The sequence below is a fragment of the Haloferax mucosum ATCC BAA-1512 genome (assembly GCF_000337815.1).
GTDB classification, from domain to species: domain Archaea; phylum Halobacteriota; class Halobacteria; order Halobacteriales; family Haloferacaceae; genus Haloferax; species Haloferax mucosum.
The window spans coordinates 521983-539626 of sequence record NZ_AOLN01000018.1 but is presented as its reverse complement, the minus strand read 5'-3'; the positions used below and the strand labels follow the sequence as shown (position 1 = coordinate 539626).

16 protein-coding genes and 1 pseudogene are annotated in these 17644 nt (G+C 64.5%); 9 read left to right on the top strand and 8 right to left on the bottom strand.

What is annotated here, in order from left to right; genetic code table 11:
• Positions 1–190 precede the first annotated feature (190 nt).
• The 5 genes from C440_RS15415 to ppsA all read right to left on the bottom strand — a co-directional run bounded on the left by C440_RS15415 (position 191) and on the right by ppsA (position 5807).
• Entirely contained in the window at positions 191–802 is a 612-nt protein-coding gene (locus C440_RS15415; RefSeq protein WP_008321578.1) for a LiaF transmembrane domain-containing protein, read from the bottom strand.
• Positions 803–909: 107 nt separating this feature from the next.
• The gene (locus C440_RS15410) at positions 910–1476 is read right to left on the bottom strand and encodes a YqaA family protein (RefSeq protein ID WP_008321576.1); all 567 of its coding nucleotides are present in this window, start codon (positions 1474–1476) and stop codon (positions 910–912) included.
• A 57-nt stretch (positions 1477–1533) separates the two neighbouring features.
• Positions 1534–2607 carry a tyrosine decarboxylase MfnA gene (gene mfnA / locus C440_RS15405; protein WP_008321575.1) on the bottom strand — a complete coding sequence of 358 codons (1074 nt, stop codon included), beginning with the start codon at positions 2605–2607 and terminating at the stop codon, positions 1534–1536.
• Positions 2608–2717: 110 nt separating this feature from the next.
• Entirely contained in the window at positions 2718–3461 is a 744-nt protein-coding gene (locus C440_RS15400; protein ID WP_049915909.1) for a CPBP family intramembrane glutamic endopeptidase, read from the bottom strand.
• 75 nt (positions 3462–3536) lie between these two features.
• Positions 3537–5807, bottom strand: coding sequence for a phosphoenolpyruvate synthase (gene ppsA, locus C440_RS15395; protein ID WP_008321573.1), 2271 nt, complete (start codon positions 5805–5807; stop codon positions 3537–3539).
• 305 nt (positions 5808–6112) lie between these two features.
• Between ppsA and C440_RS15390 the strand changes: the two genes are divergently transcribed.
• Complete coding sequence (locus C440_RS15390) at positions 6113–6712, top strand: J domain-containing protein (RefSeq protein WP_049915908.1); 600 nt, start codon at positions 6113–6115, stop codon at positions 6710–6712.
• A 177-nt stretch (positions 6713–6889) separates the two neighbouring features.
• Here the strand turns inward: C440_RS15390 and C440_RS15385 are convergent, their stop codons facing one another.
• Positions 6890–7669: a DUF7839 domain-containing protein gene (locus C440_RS15385; protein ID WP_008321571.1), complete on the bottom strand. Its 780-nt coding sequence runs from the start codon at positions 7667–7669 to the stop codon at positions 6890–6892.
• A gap of 121 nt (positions 7670–7790) precedes the next feature.
• Between C440_RS15385 and C440_RS15380 the strand changes: the two are divergent.
• Positions 7791–8506 (top strand): annotated as a pseudogene (locus C440_RS15380) (metallophosphoesterase).
• Between the two features lie 84 nt (positions 8507–8590).
• On the opposite strand, the gene C440_RS15375 reads toward C440_RS15380, so the two are convergent.
• A complete protein-coding gene (locus C440_RS15375; RefSeq protein ID WP_008321569.1) occupies positions 8591–9871 on the bottom strand; it encodes an NAD(P)/FAD-dependent oxidoreductase in 1281 nt (426 codons plus the stop codon).
• Between the two features lie 94 nt (positions 9872–9965).
• Between C440_RS15375 and C440_RS15370 the strand changes: the two genes are divergently transcribed.
• From C440_RS15370 to C440_RS15355, 4 genes are all read left to right on the top strand, one after another.
• Positions 9966–11132 (top strand): threonine synthase, encoded by a 1167-nt coding sequence (locus tag C440_RS15370; RefSeq protein WP_008321568.1) that lies wholly within the window; start codon positions 9966–9968, stop codon positions 11130–11132.
• A 127-nt stretch (positions 11133–11259) separates the two neighbouring features.
• Positions 11260–11958, top strand: a complete 699-nt coding sequence (locus C440_RS15365) for a metal-dependent transcriptional regulator (RefSeq protein WP_008321567.1) — start codon at positions 11260–11262, stop codon at positions 11956–11958.
• Positions 11955–12650 carry a TMEM165/GDT1 family protein gene (locus C440_RS15360; RefSeq protein ID WP_008321565.1) on the top strand — a complete coding sequence of 232 codons (696 nt, stop codon included), beginning with the start codon at positions 11955–11957 and terminating at the stop codon, positions 12648–12650. Before C440_RS15365 ends, C440_RS15360 begins: the two co-directional genes overlap by 4 nt.
• Positions 12651–12715: 65 nt before the next feature.
• On the top strand, positions 12716–13399 hold the full coding sequence (locus C440_RS15355) for a LysE family translocator (protein WP_008321564.1): 684 nt from the start codon (positions 12716–12718) through the stop codon (positions 13397–13399).
• 77 nt (positions 13400–13476) lie between these two features.
• On the opposite strand, the gene C440_RS15350 is transcribed toward C440_RS15355, so the two are convergent.
• On the bottom strand, positions 13477–14349 hold the full coding sequence (locus C440_RS15350) for an alpha/beta hydrolase (protein ID WP_008321563.1): 873 nt from the start codon (positions 14347–14349) through the stop codon (positions 13477–13479).
• A gap of 159 nt (positions 14350–14508) precedes the next feature.
• Between C440_RS15350 and C440_RS15345 the strand changes: the two genes are divergently transcribed.
• The 3 genes from C440_RS15345 (at position 14509) to C440_RS15335 (ending at position 17424) form a co-directional block, all read left to right on the top strand.
• Positions 14509–15555 carry an NAD(P)-dependent glycerol-1-phosphate dehydrogenase gene (locus C440_RS15345; RefSeq protein ID WP_008321562.1) on the top strand — a complete coding sequence of 349 codons (1047 nt, stop codon included), beginning with the start codon at positions 14509–14511 and terminating at the stop codon, positions 15553–15555.
• A gap of 93 nt (positions 15556–15648) precedes the next feature.
• Positions 15649–16281, top strand: a complete 633-nt coding sequence (locus C440_RS15340) for a DUF420 domain-containing protein (protein WP_008321561.1) — start codon at positions 15649–15651, stop codon at positions 16279–16281.
• Positions 16282–16365: 84 nt separating this feature from the next.
• Complete coding sequence (locus C440_RS15335; RefSeq protein WP_008321560.1) at positions 16366–17424, top strand: glycosyltransferase; 1059 nt, start codon at positions 16366–16368, stop codon at positions 17422–17424.
• Positions 17425–17644: the final 220 nt, after the last annotated feature.

Sequence of the window (17644 nt, the reverse complement as noted above, 5' to 3'; positions counted from 1 at the left end):
TGTCGGTCGATACACAATCGCCCCGAGGTTCGCCGGGTTCGGCCTCGCCTCGCGTTACCGAGACGACGGTCGAAAGCGGGGTCCACCCGTGGCTAAAAGGAAACACGCATACGCATGTTGTCGGGGAGACCCATCGCGGTCACACCGATAGTGAGTGCGAGGACGAATATAAAAGACGCGGCTTTCGGCATCAGTCCTTGACCGTGACGCCGCCGAACGCACAGAAGCCGGAGACGACGAGGTCAACAGTGACGTGTTCCGCCTCGCGCCGCGGGCGTTCGTCTTCGGCCGTGCCCAACACCGGCAACACGTCCAGTTGCACGTTCCAATCGCGCGGGACGGTGATGTCTACCCCGCCGAAAATCGACGTGGTGTTGATTCGAGCGGGCTGGTCGAGTTCGACGACGTCGCGGAGGTCCAACTCGACACCGCCGAAGAGGACCGTCACGTCGCCGCCGGTGACGCGACCGGTCGTCGCGCGAGCGTCGCGGCCGCCGAAGACGGCCATGAGGTCCACGCGGTCCCCGGTAATCAGCTCGATGGACGACCTGATGCGTCCGACGGTGATTGATTGCCCGAGGATGATGAGGAGCGTCGGCCAGAGCGAAATCATCTGCGACCCGGTGACGGGGTCGAGCGCGACGGCTTGCCACGCGCCTGCGACGGCGACGAGAAGTAGCGGGCCACCGACGTTCCGAAAGCTGCTGGCGACGAGTGCGTACAGCCCCGCGAGAACGAAAAGCGACGGAACGTACCGGAGGAGAAATCGACTAGTGAGTAACGTACCGGGCTTTGTCGCCACGTGACCTCCTCACTAAGTGGACCCCGTCACCACGTGGGCCACATCACCGAATCACCGAATCACCGAACTAATCGCGTCGCCGGAGAACGCGCACTCCGAGCGTTCACTCAGAGGAACGTGAGGACGGCTTCGATACCGACGAGCGTCACGATGAGGCGGCCGCAGGAACCGACGAACGTCGCGGCCGCGAACTTGAAGTAGTCGTCTTCGAGAACCGAAAAGGCGTAAATCGAGAGCGTGTCGGGGAAGCCGGGGACACAGAGTGCGGCCGCGAGTCCCGCGAAGCCCCAATCTTGTGCGATTGTAACGGCCTTGCGTTCGGTCCAGCCCATCACGTCAACCGGGAGGCGAGCGAGCGCCTTCTCGAAGTAGCCGGACTCCTTGGTCTGGTGACCGATGTGGAACGCGAAGACGCTTCCTGCGGACTTACCGGCCCCGCTGATGAGGATGATGAGCGCGAGGCGCGCGCCGCGCGAGAGACCGAGGTCGAGGGGTGCCGCGAGGACGATTTCGCTCACTCCGGGGAGGGCGAAGGCGATGAGGAACGAATACACGAAGATGACGACCAACCCGAGCCACCCCGTCGCGGTCTCGACGAGCGACGAGAGCCACGAGAAGTCAGGAAACAGGCTGAGAGGCAGGTCGGCGAGCGGTGCGAGCGCAGTCAGGGACACAAGGGAGGGTCGAAGCCAGTCAGTTGTAAGTTTTCAGGTTCGGGACGACCGCACTGATCAGTTTCGCGCCGGGTCCGTTCGCACGTCGTCGAGGTCCGAAAGAAACGCCCGAAGCGACTCGCGGGTGACGTGGGGCATACAGACGATTCGGAGTTCGCCAGTCGCCGTCCGCGAGATTCGCCATCCGAGGTCGCGGAGCGACGCGAACTCCGAATCGGGGAGGTCAGCGGCGACGAGCGGGAGTTCCGGTTCGACGGCGTCGTAGCCGCGGGCGCGGAGTTCGCGGTAGAGCCAGTCGGCGTTTGCTTGCTGGCGTTCGTACACGTCGCGGTAGCCGTCGGGCCAGAGTTCGCGCATCGCGGCGGCCGCGGAGGCGACGCCGGCACCGCTTCGTGTGCCGGTGAGACTCGCCTGCGACGCGGATTCGAGATACGGCGTATCGACGGCGAGCGAATCGACGACCTCCTTGTCGCGGAACAAGAGTCCGCCCGCGGGGACGACCGCCTGTCCGTACTTGTGCGGGTCGATAGTCAGCGAGTCGACGGGAGCGTGGGCGAACGACCACTCGTGGTCGGTAAAGGGGAGAATGAAGCCGCCCCACGCGGCATCGACGTGCATCAGCGCGCCGACGTCGTGGGCGATAGCCGTCAGTTCCGGAATCGGGTCAACGCGACCGAACTCGGTCGTTCCGGCGACGCCGGCGACGAGAATCGTGTTGTCGTCTGTGGCTTCTCGGACCGCACCGATACTCGCGCGATAGTCCGAATCGACGGGGACGATTCGCAACTCTACGTCGAGTACGTCGGCGGCTTTCTGGAAACTGAAGTGAATGCTCTCGGGTGCGACGACGTTCGGGTCGTCGTCGCGGGCGTGGTTCCGCGCGGCGCGGATGGCCTGAATATTGGCTTCAGTCCCACCGCTGGCGATGTAGCCGTGGGGGGCCGAAAGCCCGGTGATTTCGCCGAGGTACGAGAGGGCGTCTTCTTCGAGGGCGGCGACGGCCTGATAGGTTGCGGGGTCGCCGGGGTTGGTGGCCAAAAACCGCTCTGCGGCCTCGCGGGCGGCCGGGTGCGGCTGGGTACACATCGAAGAGAGGACGCGGTCGAACTCCTGCGGTGCCGCGCGCTGCATGACTCTGTGTAAAACCACACCCAGTATATCGGTTCCGCTCCAGTGCGACGCGCGCTCTCACGCGCAAATTGGTACTCGAATTCGAATGAATGTGTCCTCGGCGGACGAACTCATCCGACCACGAACGACGAGAGGAACAACGTCGCGTTGTAGAGCGCGTGTACCGCGATGGGGACGACGAGGTTCCCGGTTCGCTCGTAGACGTAGCCGAGGACTGAGCCGACGACAAACAGCACCGTCACTGGCACGAGGACGACGATTCCGCCGCCGATGAAGTTGAACACGTGAAGCGAGGCGAAGATGGCGCTCGCAATGCCCACGGCACCGACCGGGCCGAACGTCTGTCGCAAGCGGCCTTGGACGGCCCCGCGAAACAGGAACTCCTCTGCGGGCGCGATGACGAGGACGGACAGGACCGCGAGCGCGACGAGAACCATCGGGTCAACCGTTGCCGCCTCGCCGACAACCGACTGAACCGGGGTGAGGTCTACGACCGTCGAGGCGACGAGGAGCAACACGACGGCGCTAAAGCTTCCGCCGAGACCGAGTGCGACCCACGTGGCGTCGGTTCGAGTCGGAAGGCGGACCGAGACGTCGCCGAGGAGGACGACCATGACGAGGAGACCGACGGCCGCGAAAGCGAGTTGGGACGGAATTAACGCCGCAATCACGACTATCGACGTGGCCGTCTCCGGCACGGCCCCGACCGCGATGAGCGGGACGAACACGGCGATGGTGAAGACAGCACCGAGGAGGACCGCGGCGACGACGACCCCGACCGCGACGAGGACGGCGCGGAGTTGCGCGACCACACTCGCCCGCGGAGTCTGTGACCTATCGGGTGCGACGGACATACTGAATCAGAACCCTCGCGTAGTGAGACGGGCGGAACGGAGAAAAAGACGCGCGTCTGACCGGTTTCCGGAGTGTCAGCGAACGGAATCGAGGAGGAGTCGCTGTTCGACGCGTTTGACCTCGTGTTGCACGTCGCGGACGGCGTCGATGTTGGCCGAGATGGAACTGACGCCGTTATCGACGAGGAACTGGACCATCTTGGGCTTCGACCCGGCCTGTCCGCAGATACTCGTCTTCACGCCGACCTCGCGGCACGTCTCGATGGTGTCGCCGATGAGCTTGAGCACGGCCGGGTGGAGTTCGTCGTAAATGTTGGCGACGTGCTCGTTGTTTCGGTCGACCGCCAGCGTGTACTGCGTCAGGTCGTTCGTGCCGAAGGAAGCGAAGTCGATGCCCGAGTCGGCCAGTTCGCGGATGCTCAGCGCGGCCGCAGGCGTCTCTATCATGACGCCCCACTCGCGTTTTTCGGGGTCGATGCCAGCTTCGATCATGTGCTCTTTGGCCTGCAACACGTCTTCCGCGTCGTTGACGAGCGGGAACATGACCTCGACGTTGTCGTAGCCCATGTCGAACAGGCGGCGGAACGCCTGCAGTTCGAGGCGGAAAGTGTTCGGGTTGTCGAGACCACGACGGATGCCGCGGTACCCGAGCATCGGGTTGTGTTCGCGGGGTTCGTTCTCGCCGCCTTCGAGCTGTCGGAACTCGTCTGTCGGCGCGTCGAGCGTGCGGACGCGGACCGGCCGCGGGTAGAACTCCTCTGCGACCTCGCGGACGCCCGAGACGATTTCGTCAACGTAGGCGCGCTCGCCGTTCTGCTCGATGAAGCGCTCCGGCGTCTTGCCGAGCGTGAGCACCATGTGTTCGATGCGGAGGAGACCGACGCCGTCTGCGCCCGTCGCCGCGGCGCGTTCGGCCGCTTCGGGGATGGAGACGTTGACCTTGACCTCCGTCGCGGTCATGGGCTTGACCGGCGTCTTGGGACGAGCTTCTTCGACCGGTTGACGCTGGTTCTCTTCGGGTTCTTCGCCCTCGCGGATGGTCCCTTTGTCGCCGTCGATGGTGATGACCTCGCCGTCTTCGAACGTCGTGGTCGCGTCACCGGTACCGACGACCGCGGGAACGCCGAGTTCGCGCGAGACGATGGCCGCGTGGGAGGTCATGCCGCCCTCGTCGGTGACGATGCCGGCGGCGCGTTTCATCGCGGGTACCATGTCGGGCATCGTCATCTCGGTGACGATGATGTCGCCTTCGGCGACTTGGTCGAGGTGGTCGAGTTTCGTCACGATGCGGGCGCGTCCGGAGGCGATGCCCGGACTCGCGCCGAGGCCGCGCATGATGACGTCGTCGCCCACATTGGTCGCGCTCGCGGTCTTGGTCTCCGTCGAGTCGGCGCCACCGTCTTCGGAGATGGTCGTGATGGGACGCGACTGGAGCATGTACACCTCGCCGTCGTAGACGGCCCACTCGACGTCCTGCGGCGATTCGTAGTGGTCTTCGACCAGTTCACCCAGTTCGAGGAGTCGATCGACTTCACCGTCTGTGAGAACGCGGTCGTGGCGGCGGTCGTTCGGCACGTCGCGCATGACGGTCTCGCCCGTCTCCTCGTCGCGGACGCACATCGTCTTCTTGTCTGCGATGGTCGCGGTTTCGACCTCGCCGGTGTCGCGGCTGACGACGTAGTTGTCGGGGGAGACGGTTCCGGAGACGACTGCCTCGCCGAGTCCCCACGCGGCCTCGATGATGATCTTCTTGTCGCCGGTCGAGGGGTGACGGGTGAACATCACGCCCGACTTCTCCGAATCGACCATCTGCTGGACGACCACGGCGATATCGACTTTGTCGTGTGGGAAGCCCTTGCGGTTGCGGTAGTAGATGGCGCGCTCGGAGAACAGCGAGGCCCAACACTCCTTGACGCGCTCTAAGAGTTCTTCTTCGGTGACGTTGAGGAACGTCTCCTGTTGGCCCGCAAAGGAGGCGTCCGGCAGGTCCTCTGCGGTCGCAGACGACCGAACGGCGACGAAGGCGTCGCCCTCACCGGTGCTCCGGTAGGCGTCGAGAATCTCCTCGCGGACTTCCGCCGGCATCGGCGTGCCCATGATGAGGTCGTGGGCCGTCTCGTGGGCTTCTTTCAGTGCCGCGGAGTCCTCGTGGTCAACTTCGACCGCAGAAAAGAGTTCGTCGTCGATTCCCGCGTTTTCGATGAAGGCGCGGTACGTGTTCGCCGTCACGACGAATCCCGGCGGGACGGGGAGTCCCGCACCGGTGAGTTCGCCCAGCGACGCGCCCTTGCCGCCGACCAAGTCGAGGTCGTCGGCCCGTACGTCGTCCAGCCAGACTACAGCCATGTGGTATCTGTATGGTCCCCCACACCAATAAAGAAGTTTGCGAACGGGGAGCGAGTGAATGAAAACTCACTCGGAGGTGAGTATGAAATTGTTGCATCATCCAAAAGACGGCCGCTCGAATCGCTATACGGCGGTTTCCGACATACCGACCGCGGGAAGTTTTCAACGTCGTTCGAGTGCGACCGAAAAAGTGACGTTTCAAGAACATATTCCGGGTCAGCCATCCCCAAAGAGCGGTGCAGTCCCGGCGGCAATCGAGGTTGGCCAGCGAGGGGTTCATGGTCACTCGTCACGTGGTTTCTACCGTGCTTCCGGAGTGGGTCTCGCTCCTCCCTTCGTGGCTCGTCCTCGGCCTCGTGGTGGGTGCAATTGCCTCTGTGGTCGTCGCTGGCGTCTTCGTCGTTGGAGGCCGTCTGTTCCCGGACCGTGAGGTCTCGCGCGGCCCGCGCATCGACGGGGTGAATCGCCGTCGCGCCGAAATCCGCGAGTATCTCTCCGCAATCGACGAGCGATTCGCCGAAGACCGGCCGATTCACGGCGAGACGGTCGCGTTCTACCTGCCCGACCGCGGTGTCGCAATCACGTTCGACGCGCAGGCGTTTTTCCGCCTCGAACGCGCGGGCGTCTTCGCCGTCCTGTGTGAACACGAGATGCCGGGCGGACACCTCGGTCGGCGACTACCATTCGACGTGCCCGAACTCGAACCGGAACTGGCCGACCTCGACGACCCTATCTCGGCGGCGTTCGACCGACTCGGCCTTTCGGCGGACGCCTCGTCCGACGCGGTCCGCGACGCCTACCGCAAGCGAGTGAAACACGTCCACCCTGACCACGGCGGTAACAGAGAACGTTTCCGAGAGCTTCGAGAGGCGTACACGATGGCACGAGAACACGCCGAAGACTAGAACTGACGAACGTGCCCGTGAAAATAGAACTCTGTTCTCACGTCTGGCGCGCTTGAAGGCACCCTGTGGTCGTCACCGGAAATCCTCGACCGGCGACTGGCAGGGAACGTCGGCGACTGGTGTGGGGGGTCGGCGACTGGGGTCTCAGACTGGTGACCGACGGCGAAGACGCCGACGTTACGGCTCTGTGACTTCGAACATCACGCCCGCGTCTCGGAGTGCGTCGATGACGCGTCCGGCGGCGTCGGTGCTGGCGACGACGACGGCCTCTAATCCGCGAGCGGCGGCGTCGGCCGCGACTTCACCCGGTGCGAACCACGTCAGCAGGTCCACGTCGGCGCGGCGGCAAGCGACGACGGCTTCCACGCCGCTGGCGGTGATGATGTCCGCATCCGCGCACGCCTCGGCCAGCGCCTCGGCGTCAACGTCGCTTCCGCCGCCGAGTCGAGACGGTGGGACCTGTAAGACGTGGACGGAACCCGGGTCCATCTCGATGACGCCCTCGAAACCGGTGACGCTGGTGTCGTCGCCCGCCTCGGCTTCGACGGTCGAGACGCCGATTGCCGGGCCGTCGTCGCCGGGCGTGACGTGAAGCAGTCCGTCGCGGAGCGAGAGCGTCACCGTTTCGCCGGACGACACGGCTTCGGTGGCGATGGCCGCGTCCTCGTTGACGCTCTCTAACACGTCGCCGGTGACGTGCTCGGCGAATCGCTGGAGGGACCGCGCCTCCTGAAAGAGCCAATCGACGCCTTCCTTGGTCACGCGGTAGCGCGAGCGGGCTTCCTTCTCGACGAGTCCGTCTTCGACGAGGTCGCGGATGTACTCGGAGACGGCCTGACTCGTCACGCCGACCGAAACGGCTATCTCTCCTTGGCTCACTGCCGGTTGCCGGTCGGCAATCTCGGCGAGGATGCGAAAACGGGTCGCGGTGCGCTTGTCCTCCAGGGCGCCGGTCATGTCATAGAAGTAGGGCGCACCGAGTAAAAAGGCCCCCGCTCTCTCGCCTCTGTTCGTGACAGTCGAGGGTCGCATTCGGGCGGTCGGTGGGGCTTTGTCTGTTCCGACCGTCGTCTCTTCTGTGCCACGCGTCACCGTCCGCGACCGCGCCGTCTTCCTCCCCGACGGCGACGCGCTCGTCCTCGCCGACCTCCACGTCGGCCGCGCCGACGCCTCCACGTCGGCCGCGCCGACGCCTCCACCGTCGAGTTCCCGCTCGGCGAACGCGCCGACCTCACCGAGCGACTGGCCGCACTTTGCGACGAGTTCGACCCGGAGACGGTCGTCTTCGCGGGCGACGTGCTCCACCGATTCGACCGCGTGACCGAGCGCTCTGAGACGGCCCTTTCGGCTCTCGAAGCGGCGTGTTCCGACGTCGGCGCGACCCCGGTGTTCGTCGCCGGCAACCACGACACGATGCTCGTCGAAGCGTGGGCTGGCACGGTCTACGACGAGTTCGCGCTGGACGACGGGACGCTCGTCTCGCACGGTCATCGCCATCCAGACGGCGAGTCGCAGTTGCACGTCGTCGGACACGACCACCCGACGATTACCATCGAGGGGCGGACGCGACCGTGCGCCCTCTACGGTCCCGACGCGTACCGCGGTGCCGACGTGTTGATGCTCCCGGCGTTCACCCGTCTCGCCGGTGGCGTCGAGGTAAACCGCATGCGAGCGGCCGATTTTCAGTCGCCGCTCGTCCGCGACGCGAGTCGTTTCCGCCCGCTCGTTCGGGACGAAAACGCCGGTGAGACGCTCACGTTCCCCCCGCTCGGAGCGCTTCGGCGACACCTCTGAGTTTGTCAACGCACTCTGTGTCGGTCAACTGTCAACACTCTGTGTCGGCCAACAATGGTCGCGGGTGTGTCGCGTTCTTCCGAACTACGTCGGGAGGTCGTCGCGGACGACGTCAGCCGCCTCTTTGCCACTCCGTATCGCGCCCTGAATCGACGACCACGCGGTGTAATCCCCCGCGAGGTACGCCCGGCCCGACGGGTCGCGGCAGTCGGGGAGCGCGTCGTGGATGCCCGGCGGTTGGGCGAACTGCGCGAACGCGATGGTGTCAGTGTGAAGCAGTTCGAGGTGGTCGAAGTGGCGCTCGGGATACCACGCTTCAAGCGTCCGCCGCGTCTTCTCGAAGTGTTCGTCGTCGGATTCGTCGAGCGCGCTCGCCCCGAGGAACGTCGCGCTGATGAGTTCTTTCCCCGGCGGCGCGTACTCCGGTGCAACCGTCGATAGCGGGGCGATGGTGTTGGGGTCTGGGTTCGAGGCATTGAGCATGATACGTTTGCCCGCGTCGAGTCCGCTCTCGGTCGGGAGCGTGTAGTACTGGGTGACACAGCCCTTGGCGGTCGTCGGAATCGACTCGACGCCCGTCAGGCGGCGGGACTCTTTGGGGTCGGCGGCGACGACGACCGCGTCGGCTTCGACCGACTCGTCGCCCGTCGTGACGACCGCGCCGTCCGAATCGTGTTGAATCGACTCGACGCGCTCGCCCAGCCGAATCGTCACGCCTTCGTCGCGGGCGGTCGCCGCGAGTTGCTCGGGAACCGCCTGCATTCCGGTGGCGGGAACCGCCGTGTGGCCGGTCGAGAGCATCTTGAAGGTGTATTCGAACACGCGCTTCGAGGAGGAAAGCGACCGGTCGAGCGTGATGCCGCCGTAGAACGGCGCGACGAAGTGCTCGATGTAGTCCTCGGAAAAACCCCAGTCCCGGAGGTACGCGCGGATGGTCTGGTCCGGCGAGTCGAATATCTCGTCTTCGTCGCGCGTGCTCAGGTCCTGTCTGAGCGCCAGCGTCCGGAGTTTGTCGCTCGTCGTCACCTCCGGGTTTCGGAGGGAGTCGAACAGGCCATCGATGTCGCGCAACGGGTCGGAGAGGACAGACCGCCGACTCGGCCGACAGATGGTTGCGCCGGGCGTAAATCGCCGGAGGTCGAGGGCGTCGAGGTCGAGTTCTCGGCGGACCGCGGGGTAGCCGGTGAAAAGAACCTGGAATCCACGGTCGAGTATAAAACCGTCGTTCGTCCGGGTTCTGACTCGGCCGCCGACGTCGTCCCGCCGTTCGATGACGGTCACGTCGGCCCCATCGACGGCGAGGTGTCGTGCGGCGACGAGGCCCGCGAGTCCCGCGCCGACGACAACGATGTGGCTATCGTCCATACCGCCTCTCTCGGACGGGTGACACAAAGCCCCTGCGGGTGGCGGCCATCGCCCGACGGGAAGGGCTTAGTTACTCCCCCCGTAAGGACCGCCAATGCGAACTTCCGACACGTTCTCAGGGCTGGTGTGTACGGAAACCGGCGACGAATACGACGCCGCCGCAACCGGATCGAGTGACGCGGACGCGCCGCTCGACCCTTCCTACGACCTCGACGCGGTCGAGTGGGACGCCGAAACGCTCGCGGAACGACCCTTCGATACGATGTGGCGCTACCGCGAACTCCTTGCCTTTTCGGACCCGGTGACGGCGAACGAGGGCGCGACGCCGCTCGTCGAGGCCGCGGCGCTCGGCGAGGAGGCCGGTGTCGAGAGCCTGCTCATCAAAGACGAAGGTCGGAACCCAACCGGCACGTTCCTCGACCGGGGCTTCTCGCTCGCGGTCACCGCCGCACGCGAGGCCGATGCCGAGGTCGTCGCGCACGCATCGCCAGGCAACGGCGCGCAGTCCGCGGCGTCGTACGCCGGTCTCGTGGACGTACGCTCTTACGGCTTCGTCCCCTCGCGGACGCCCTTCCCCAACAAGGCGATGGTGAACGTCCACGGCGGCCAGATGAAGGTCGTCGGCGGGCGCTACCCCGACGCGCTCTCGGCGCTCCACGAGCAACTGAAAAGCGACTGGTTCACGCTCCAAGAGTTCGACAATCCCTACCGCCACGACGGCGCGAAGACCATCGCCTACGAAATCGCCGAACGCCTCGACTGGTCGGTGCCGGACTGGGTGGTCGTTCCCGTTGCCACCGGCGAACTCATCTACGGCGTCTACAAGGGCTTTTGCGACCTCACCGAGATGGGACTCGTTGACGACGTGCCCCGCCTCGTCGCCGCACAGTCCGCCGGTTGCTCGCCCGTCGTAACCGCGTGGCAGGCCGGAAGCGACGCCCACGAACCGTGGAACCAACCGGATACTATCGTCGGCGAATTAGAGGTCACAGACCCCACTGGGGGGTCGCTCGCGCTCCGCGCACTCGACGAGTCCGACGGACTCGCGGTGGCCGTCAGCGACGACGACGCCCTCGAATCGGCGGTCACCGCCGCACAGACCGCCGGTGTCGAAGTCGGCCCGGCCGGCGGCGTCGCTCTGGCGGCCGTTTGGGACCTCGCGGACGAGTTCGACGACGAGACGGTCGTCGCCGTCAACACCGAATCCGGAACGAAAAACGCCGACATCCTCCGCAGTCATCTGATGGGACAGGGAATCTAACACGGGTTCGAACTGCGGGTCGTTCGGACCCGCACAGGCGGTGACTTTCCGCATTCGGCGGTGACGGTGCTTCCGACCGTCGAACGTCTCCATCAGCTATTTGGTTTAGACACGTCTAATCCGGGGTATGTTGAGCGACGTGATGGAGGACTATCTGAAGGCTATCTACACACTCCAACTGGAACACGGCCCACCAGTCTCGACCTCCGACATCGCGGAGTACCTCGGTAAGACGCCGCCGACGGTAACGAGCATGGTCGGCAAACTCGAAGACCGCGGGCTTCTCGACCGCGAGAAGTACAAGGGGGTCGAACTGACCGACGAGGGCGAAACTGTCGCGCTCGAAGTGCTTCGACACCACCGGCTCTTGGAGGCGTACCTCACCGAGCATCTCGATTACTCGTGGAGCGAGGTCCACGACGAGGCCGACGCCCTCGAACACCACATCAGCGAGGAGTTCGAACGCCGCGTCGCCGCCGCGCTCGGCGAACCCGAGGTTGACCCCCACGGCGACCCGATTCCGAGCGCCGACCTTACGCCACCCGACTCGTCAGATACCTCGGCGCTGACGGACCATGGCGTCGGCGACCGCCTCGTCGTCTCTCGCGTGAGCGACCGCGACCCGGCGGAGTTAGAGTACCTCTCCGAAGCGGGCGTCACGCCCGGAACGACCATCGAAATAACCGATATCGCACCGTTCGGCATGGTCACGGTTCGAGTCGTTGACAACGACCGCGAACAGAGTCTTCCCGAGTCAGTCGCCCGAACGATTCGCGTACGACCGCCCGACGAACCCTGCGATAACGAAGAGGTGTCGCCTGCTTGACTGGCTGGACGGAAGTCGTCATTATCGCGTTCGTCTCGCAACTCGCGGTGCTTCCCGGCGAGAAAGTTCAATTTATCATCGCCGGGCTTTCGACACGATACGACCCGAAGGTCGTCGTCGCCGCGGCCGGGTCGGCGTTCGCCGGCTGGACGGCCCTCGAAATCGTCCTCGGCATGACGCTCAAGAACGCGTTTCCGGCGGCCGTTCTCGACGCGATTACTGCCGCGCTGTTCGCGCTGTTTGCGGTGCTCCTGTACCGTGCCGCGCCGTCGAGCGGTGCCGCCGCCGAACTCGCCGATGGTGGCGTTGCAGAGTCAGCCCCCTCCCTGACCGTATTCGGTCACGAACTCTCCGAACAACGGTTTGGTGGTTTCTTTCCGATCTTTGCGATGATGGCGGCCGGCGAGTTCGGAGACAAGACGCAGTTCGTCACGATTGGTCTCGCAGTTCAGTACGGCGCACACCCCGGTATTTGGGTCGGCGAAATGCTCGCAATCATCCCCGTGAGTATTGCCAACGCGTATTTCTTCCACCGGTTTTACGACAATTTCAACACGAGGAAAGCGTACCTCGGTGCGGCGGCCCTCTTCGGCTTTTTCGCCTTCGATACGACTCTCAGCATCTTCACCGGCATCTCGATTTGGGAGGCGATAGTCGGGACCGTAAGCGATGTCGTCCTCAGCTTATTCTAAGCCGCTTTAGACGTTCCTTGTCGATTTCGCGGCGTTTTTCACGGATTCTCGCCTAAGACTGATTCATGTCTTCCGTCTTACCCTCCCTCGGTGCCGGGGTGGTCTTCGGCCTCGCGCTCGCCGCGCCTCCGGGACCGATGAACGCCGTCATCGCAGAGGAAAGTGTCGTCCGCGGGTGGGCGGCCGGTGCTCGCGCCGGACTCGGTGCCATGAGCGCCGACGCTATCTTCTTCGTGCTCGCGGCGCTCGGTCTCGTGGCGTTTGTCAACCAGTTCCCGACGGTGCAGGCGTTGATGATCGGCGTCGGCGGCGTTCTCATGCTGTATTTCGCCTACGGCGCGGCCCGAGAGATGGACACGACCTTCCGCGAGGCCGCCGACCCCGACGCCGACAGTTCCGGCTTCTCGAAGGCCTTTATTCTCGCGTTGACGAACCCGTACCAGATTCTCTTCTGGCTTACCATCGGCGTCGGTCTGCTCGAAACCGGGACCGTTGACGTGCTTTCGCACATGCCGTACCTCGGCGAGTCGCTGTCGAACTTCCTCGTCGTCCAGACTGGAAGCCCGGCTCTCATCCTCGGATTCTTCGCCGGTCTCATCCTCTGGGCCACCGGCTTTCCCGCGGCGCTCGTCGCGGCCGAACAGCGGGTTGACTCGTTCGCACCGGCGGTCGCCGCGCTCAGTGCGCTCGTCCTCGGCGGGTTCGGAGTCGCCTTTATCTGGGACGCCGCGCAGTCGCTCGCCTTCTGAATCACGAGCCACCGCTCTCACACCGTCCGCATCTATCTAAAAAACGAGCGGGTTTGTGGAAATCGTCTCCCGACGACCTACATGTCGCCGACGACATCGTCGGCAACGGTGTTGAGGTAGTTGCTATGGTCGTCGCCGACCTGATTTTCGACGTCGTGGTCGGTGTAGTTGGCTGGCGGCGTATCGCCGCTTTCGACGCCGGTCTCGCCGAGTGCTTGGTCGAACTCGATGGTGTTGTAGACCCACTGGAGGACGTCGTCGGCGGCGTTGTGGTAGTTGTGGACGACTCCGGCCTGATTCCGAATCGCGTCGTAGGTCGCGCGGCCCTCTTCTTTTCCGGGCACTTCGTTGTCGGTGGCGGCACCGAGCGGGTGCATCGTCTCGATGGTGTAGCCCGACGAGGTCCACGCACTGCGGCCGTCGAGTGTCCGAAGCGTACTGAAGATGACTTGCGCTCCGAGCGAGTGGCTGACGAACCGAAGCGTCGTTCCGGGAGACGACTGTTTGACGTCGAGGGCGAACTGCGCGAGTTTCCGGCCGTTCTGCTGAGCGATGCCCTGTGACACGTCCCATCCGAAGTCCCAACCGCCGCCCTTGTCGTTGTCCCACGTGTAGCCGACGACCGCCCCACCGTATCCACTCCCGGTGAGTTCGGCATCGGCCTTCGAAATCTTGTCGAGTGCGCGCTGTTCGGGGTCGGACCCATTTTTGTCCCATCCGTGGACGAACACGGTTAAGTCGGAGACACGACCGGTATCAACGACGGGTACGTCGCCGGAGGTGTCGTAGCCTCGGGCGGTGTGTCCGGACGTGAGGTTGCCGTTTCCATCGAAGTGGTCGCGCGTCGAGACGTACGGAACCGACGCGGCGGTCGCCGGAGCGGCACCGAAAACCGAGGCTCCGGAGAGTGCTGCTGCTGTCGCCGTGAGGAATCGTCGTCTGCTTGCCATGGGTTGTCAACCCGCGTGGTCGCGGGTGAGATTTTGTGCGCACCGAGGGGACATAAATCAAACTACGGTCTGATATGTAGCCGAATAGTTCCCACAGCCCCCGATTGCCGCCCCATCGAGACGAGAAACACTATGAACCATCGTAGCCGATTCCCGCGTATGTTCGACAAATCGACGTGGATTAAGCTCCCGCGGAACGTTCTCCAGGGCCACGGCGTGCTCGACGACCTCGCGGACGCGGTCGCCGAGTTGTACCTCTCGGGGAACCCACTTCTCGTCACAAGTCCAACCCCCGAACGAATCGCCGGCGACCGGATTCGCGCGCAGTTCGACGGCATCTCTTCGGTCTCGCTCGACCGCGCGAGCTTCGAATCGGTCGAGCGCGTCGTCGAAATCGCGCGCGAGAAGGACGTCGGCTACCTCATCGCGCTCGGCGGCGGCAAGCCAATCGACGTGGCGAAGATGGCCTCGGACCACCTCGACTGCGGGTTCGTCTCCGTCCCGACGGCGGCCAGTCACGACGGTATCGTCTCCGGTCGGTCGTCGATTCCCGAAGGCGACACGCGGCACTCGGTCGCCGCCGACCCGCCGCTGGCAGTCGTCGCCGACACTGAACTGCTCGCCGAGGCCCCGTGGGAACTCACGACCGCCGGCTGTGCGGACATCATCTCGAACTACACCGCGGTCAAAGACTGGGAACTCGCACACCGCCTGAAGAACGTCGAGTACTCCGAGTACGCGGGTGCGCTCTCGCAGATGACCGCCGAGATGCTCGTCGGAAGCGCCGACTCCATCAAACCGGGTCTCGAAGAGTCCGCGTGGATTGTGACGAAGGCGCTCGTCTCCTCCGGTGTCGCCATGTCGATTGCCGGGTCGTCACGGCCGGCCTCCGGAGCCGAACACCTCTTTTCGCACCAGTTGGACCGTATCGCCCCCGGAAGCGCGCTCCACGGCCATCAGGTCGGCGTCGGGTCTATCCTGACCGAGTACTTCCACAGCGGCGCACGCGGCGAGTGGATGGACATCCGCGACGCGCTTTCGACCATGGGCGCGCCGACGACCGCCGACGAACTCGGTATCGACGACGAGACCGTCATCGAGGCGTTGACGACGGCACACGAGATTCGAGACCGCTACACCATCCTCGGCGACGGCGTGAGCGAAGACGCGGCTATCGAAGCGGCAACCATCACGGGCGTCATCTGACTGGACTCTCGTCTCCGTCTCCCCGAAGGGTCCGACGGTCGAACGTCGTCCGGAACCCGAAGATGGAATACAGCGTCTTCCTAACTCCCGGCTATGGCAACTGCGAGCGCCGACAATCCGCTGAAGGAACACCCGTTGGCCGTGACGGCCGTCCTCTCGGTGGTCGGCTACACTGTCGTCGTCGGAACCTTCCTCGGACTCGTCCCCGGTCAGATTTTCCCCGACCTCTCGCTCGAACAGGTGAACCTCCTTTCGGACGCGATTGCCGTCGTTAACACCATCAACGTCCTCGTCATCGCGGCGGGGTGGCGCTGGATTCGACGCGACGAAGTCCGAAAGCACGCCGCCGCGATGGTCACGTCGTTCGCGCTCATCCTCGTGTTCCTCGTGATGTACCTCACGAAAATCGGCGGCGGCGGCACCAAGGAGTTCGTCGGCCCGGCGTTCGCGTACTATCCGTACTTGGCGATGCTGGCGATTCACATCATCCTCTCTATCGTGTCGGTGCCGGTCGTCCTCTACGCGCTCGTCCTCGGACTTACGCACTCGGAGCGTGAACTCCGGACCGAGACCCCACACCGGAAGGTCGGCCGTATCGCGGCCGGCTCGTGGCTTCTCTCGCTCGCGCTCGGCGTCGTGACCTATCTGCTTCTCAACCACCTCTACGGGTGGGAGTACGTCGCTTCCGCGGCGAGCGCGCTCGTCACGCCTGTCGTCGGCATCTGAACTCGGCCGCGAATCCAGGCTCCGGTCTCGAACTGCGGGCACGAAAACTGTGGATTTTTATTCCGGCACGTAGTGGCGGCGACTATGCGAGTCGCGCTCGTCTCGATGTACACGACACACCACGAAGAGACGGGAGCGACGAGGCGGTTGCGACGGACGGCGGAACTCCTCGCCGAGCGCGATCACGACGTGTTCGTCTGCTGTGCCCAGTGGTGGGGCGGCGAGGTTGCCGAGTTCAAACAGAACGACGTGACTTACTACCGCGTGACCGAAACGCCGTCGTCCGGCCGGTTCGCTTCGAAAATCCCCTTCATCCTCCGCGAAATTTCACCCGACGTGATACAGGTGGCGAGCTATCCGCCGTCGCACGTCACCGCGGTCAAAACCGCGGCGCGATTCCTCCGAACGCCCGTCATCGCCGACTGGTGGAACCGCGACAAGCGAGGCGGGTCGCGGGCGTACAAGCGCGCGGCCAAAGCGCCCAACGCCGTCTTGGTCCCCTCCGAGATGGTTCGGACGCAGGTCCGCGAGTTGGGCACGTCCGTGTCCGCGACGCAGGTCGTCCCCGAACCGATCAACATGGGTCTCGTCCGGGATTCCTCGGTCGAAGAGCGCGCCGACGTGGTGTACTCGCGCGAACTCGACGAGCACGCGAACGTCGAGAGCTTCCTGCTCGCGCTCGCGGAACTCCGCGACAAGGGCTGGTCTGCGGCCGTCATCGGTGACGGGCCGGAACGCTCGACCGCAGAGCAGACCGCCCGAGACCTCCGCATCGACGACCGCGTGGAGTTCCTCGGCGAACTCCCGGCCGACGAGGCGGTGCCGATTATGAAAGGCGCACACGTCTTCGCGCAGACGGCCACGGTGGAGCCGTTTGCGACGAACCTGCTTTGGGGGCTCGCGTGCGGTTGTGTGAGCATCGTCGAGTACCAAGCTCGGTCGTCCGCCCACGAACTCGTCGAGGGGAGAGAACGCGGGTCGCTCGTGACGAGCCCGCAGGAACTCGCGGACGAAATCGTCGCCGCACGCGGGTTCGACCACTGCACGATTGACGATGACTTCGCCCGCTACGACTTCCGACATATCGTCGATGAGTACGAAACAGTGTACGACGCCGAAATCGACGACTACGGCTTTTTCTGAACGGTGACGGCCGCGGTCGCCGACCACCCGCGGTCACCGACTATCCGTGGCCACTGCCTATCCCTGGCCACCGGCTATTTACAGGGCCGACGATACGAGCCGAACCAGTGTGTCCGGTCGGAAATCGCAACCTCCACTCGGACGACGACGTGACAGCAGACACCGGCGAATCCACTCGAACGACAGCGCAACCGCTCGGCGTCGATAAAAATCGGAGAAC

What these genes read in the sequence shown, in the direction of transcription:
- mfnA (WP_008321575.1), bottom strand. Translation starts at nt 2,607, where the DNA reads ATGCAGCGCGCGGCACCGCAGGAGTTCGACCGCGTCCTCTCTTCGATG.
- C440_RS15400 (WP_049915909.1), bottom strand. Translation starts at nt 3,461, where the DNA reads ATGTCCGTCGCACCCGATAGGTCACAGACTCCGCGGGCGAGTGTGGTC.
- ppsA (WP_008321573.1), bottom strand. Translation starts at nt 5,807, where the DNA reads ATGGCTGTAGTCTGGCTGGACGACGTACGGGCCGACGACCTCGACTTG.
- C440_RS15385 (WP_008321571.1), bottom strand. Translation starts at nt 7,669, where the DNA reads ATGACCGGCGCCCTGGAGGACAAGCGCACCGCGACCCGTTTTCGCATC.
- C440_RS15375 (WP_008321569.1), bottom strand. Translation starts at nt 9,871, where the DNA reads ATGGACGATAGCCACATCGTTGTCGTCGGCGCGGGACTCGCGGGCCTC.
- C440_RS15370 (WP_008321568.1), top strand. Translation starts at nt 9,966, where the DNA reads ATGCGAACTTCCGACACGTTCTCAGGGCTGGTGTGTACGGAAACCGGC.
- C440_RS15365 (WP_008321567.1), top strand. Translation starts at nt 11,260, where the DNA reads ATGTTGAGCGACGTGATGGAGGACTATCTGAAGGCTATCTACACACTC.
- C440_RS15355 (WP_008321564.1), top strand. Translation starts at nt 12,716, where the DNA reads ATGTCTTCCGTCTTACCCTCCCTCGGTGCCGGGGTGGTCTTCGGCCTC.
- C440_RS15350 (WP_008321563.1), bottom strand. Translation starts at nt 14,349, where the DNA reads ATGGCAAGCAGACGACGATTCCTCACGGCGACAGCAGCAGCACTCTCC.
- C440_RS15345 (WP_008321562.1), top strand. Translation starts at nt 14,509, where the DNA reads ATGTTCGACAAATCGACGTGGATTAAGCTCCCGCGGAACGTTCTCCAG.
- C440_RS15340 (WP_008321561.1), top strand. Translation starts at nt 15,649, where the DNA reads ATGGCAACTGCGAGCGCCGACAATCCGCTGAAGGAACACCCGTTGGCC.
- C440_RS15335 (WP_008321560.1), top strand. Translation starts at nt 16,366, where the DNA reads ATGCGAGTCGCGCTCGTCTCGATGTACACGACACACCACGAAGAGACG.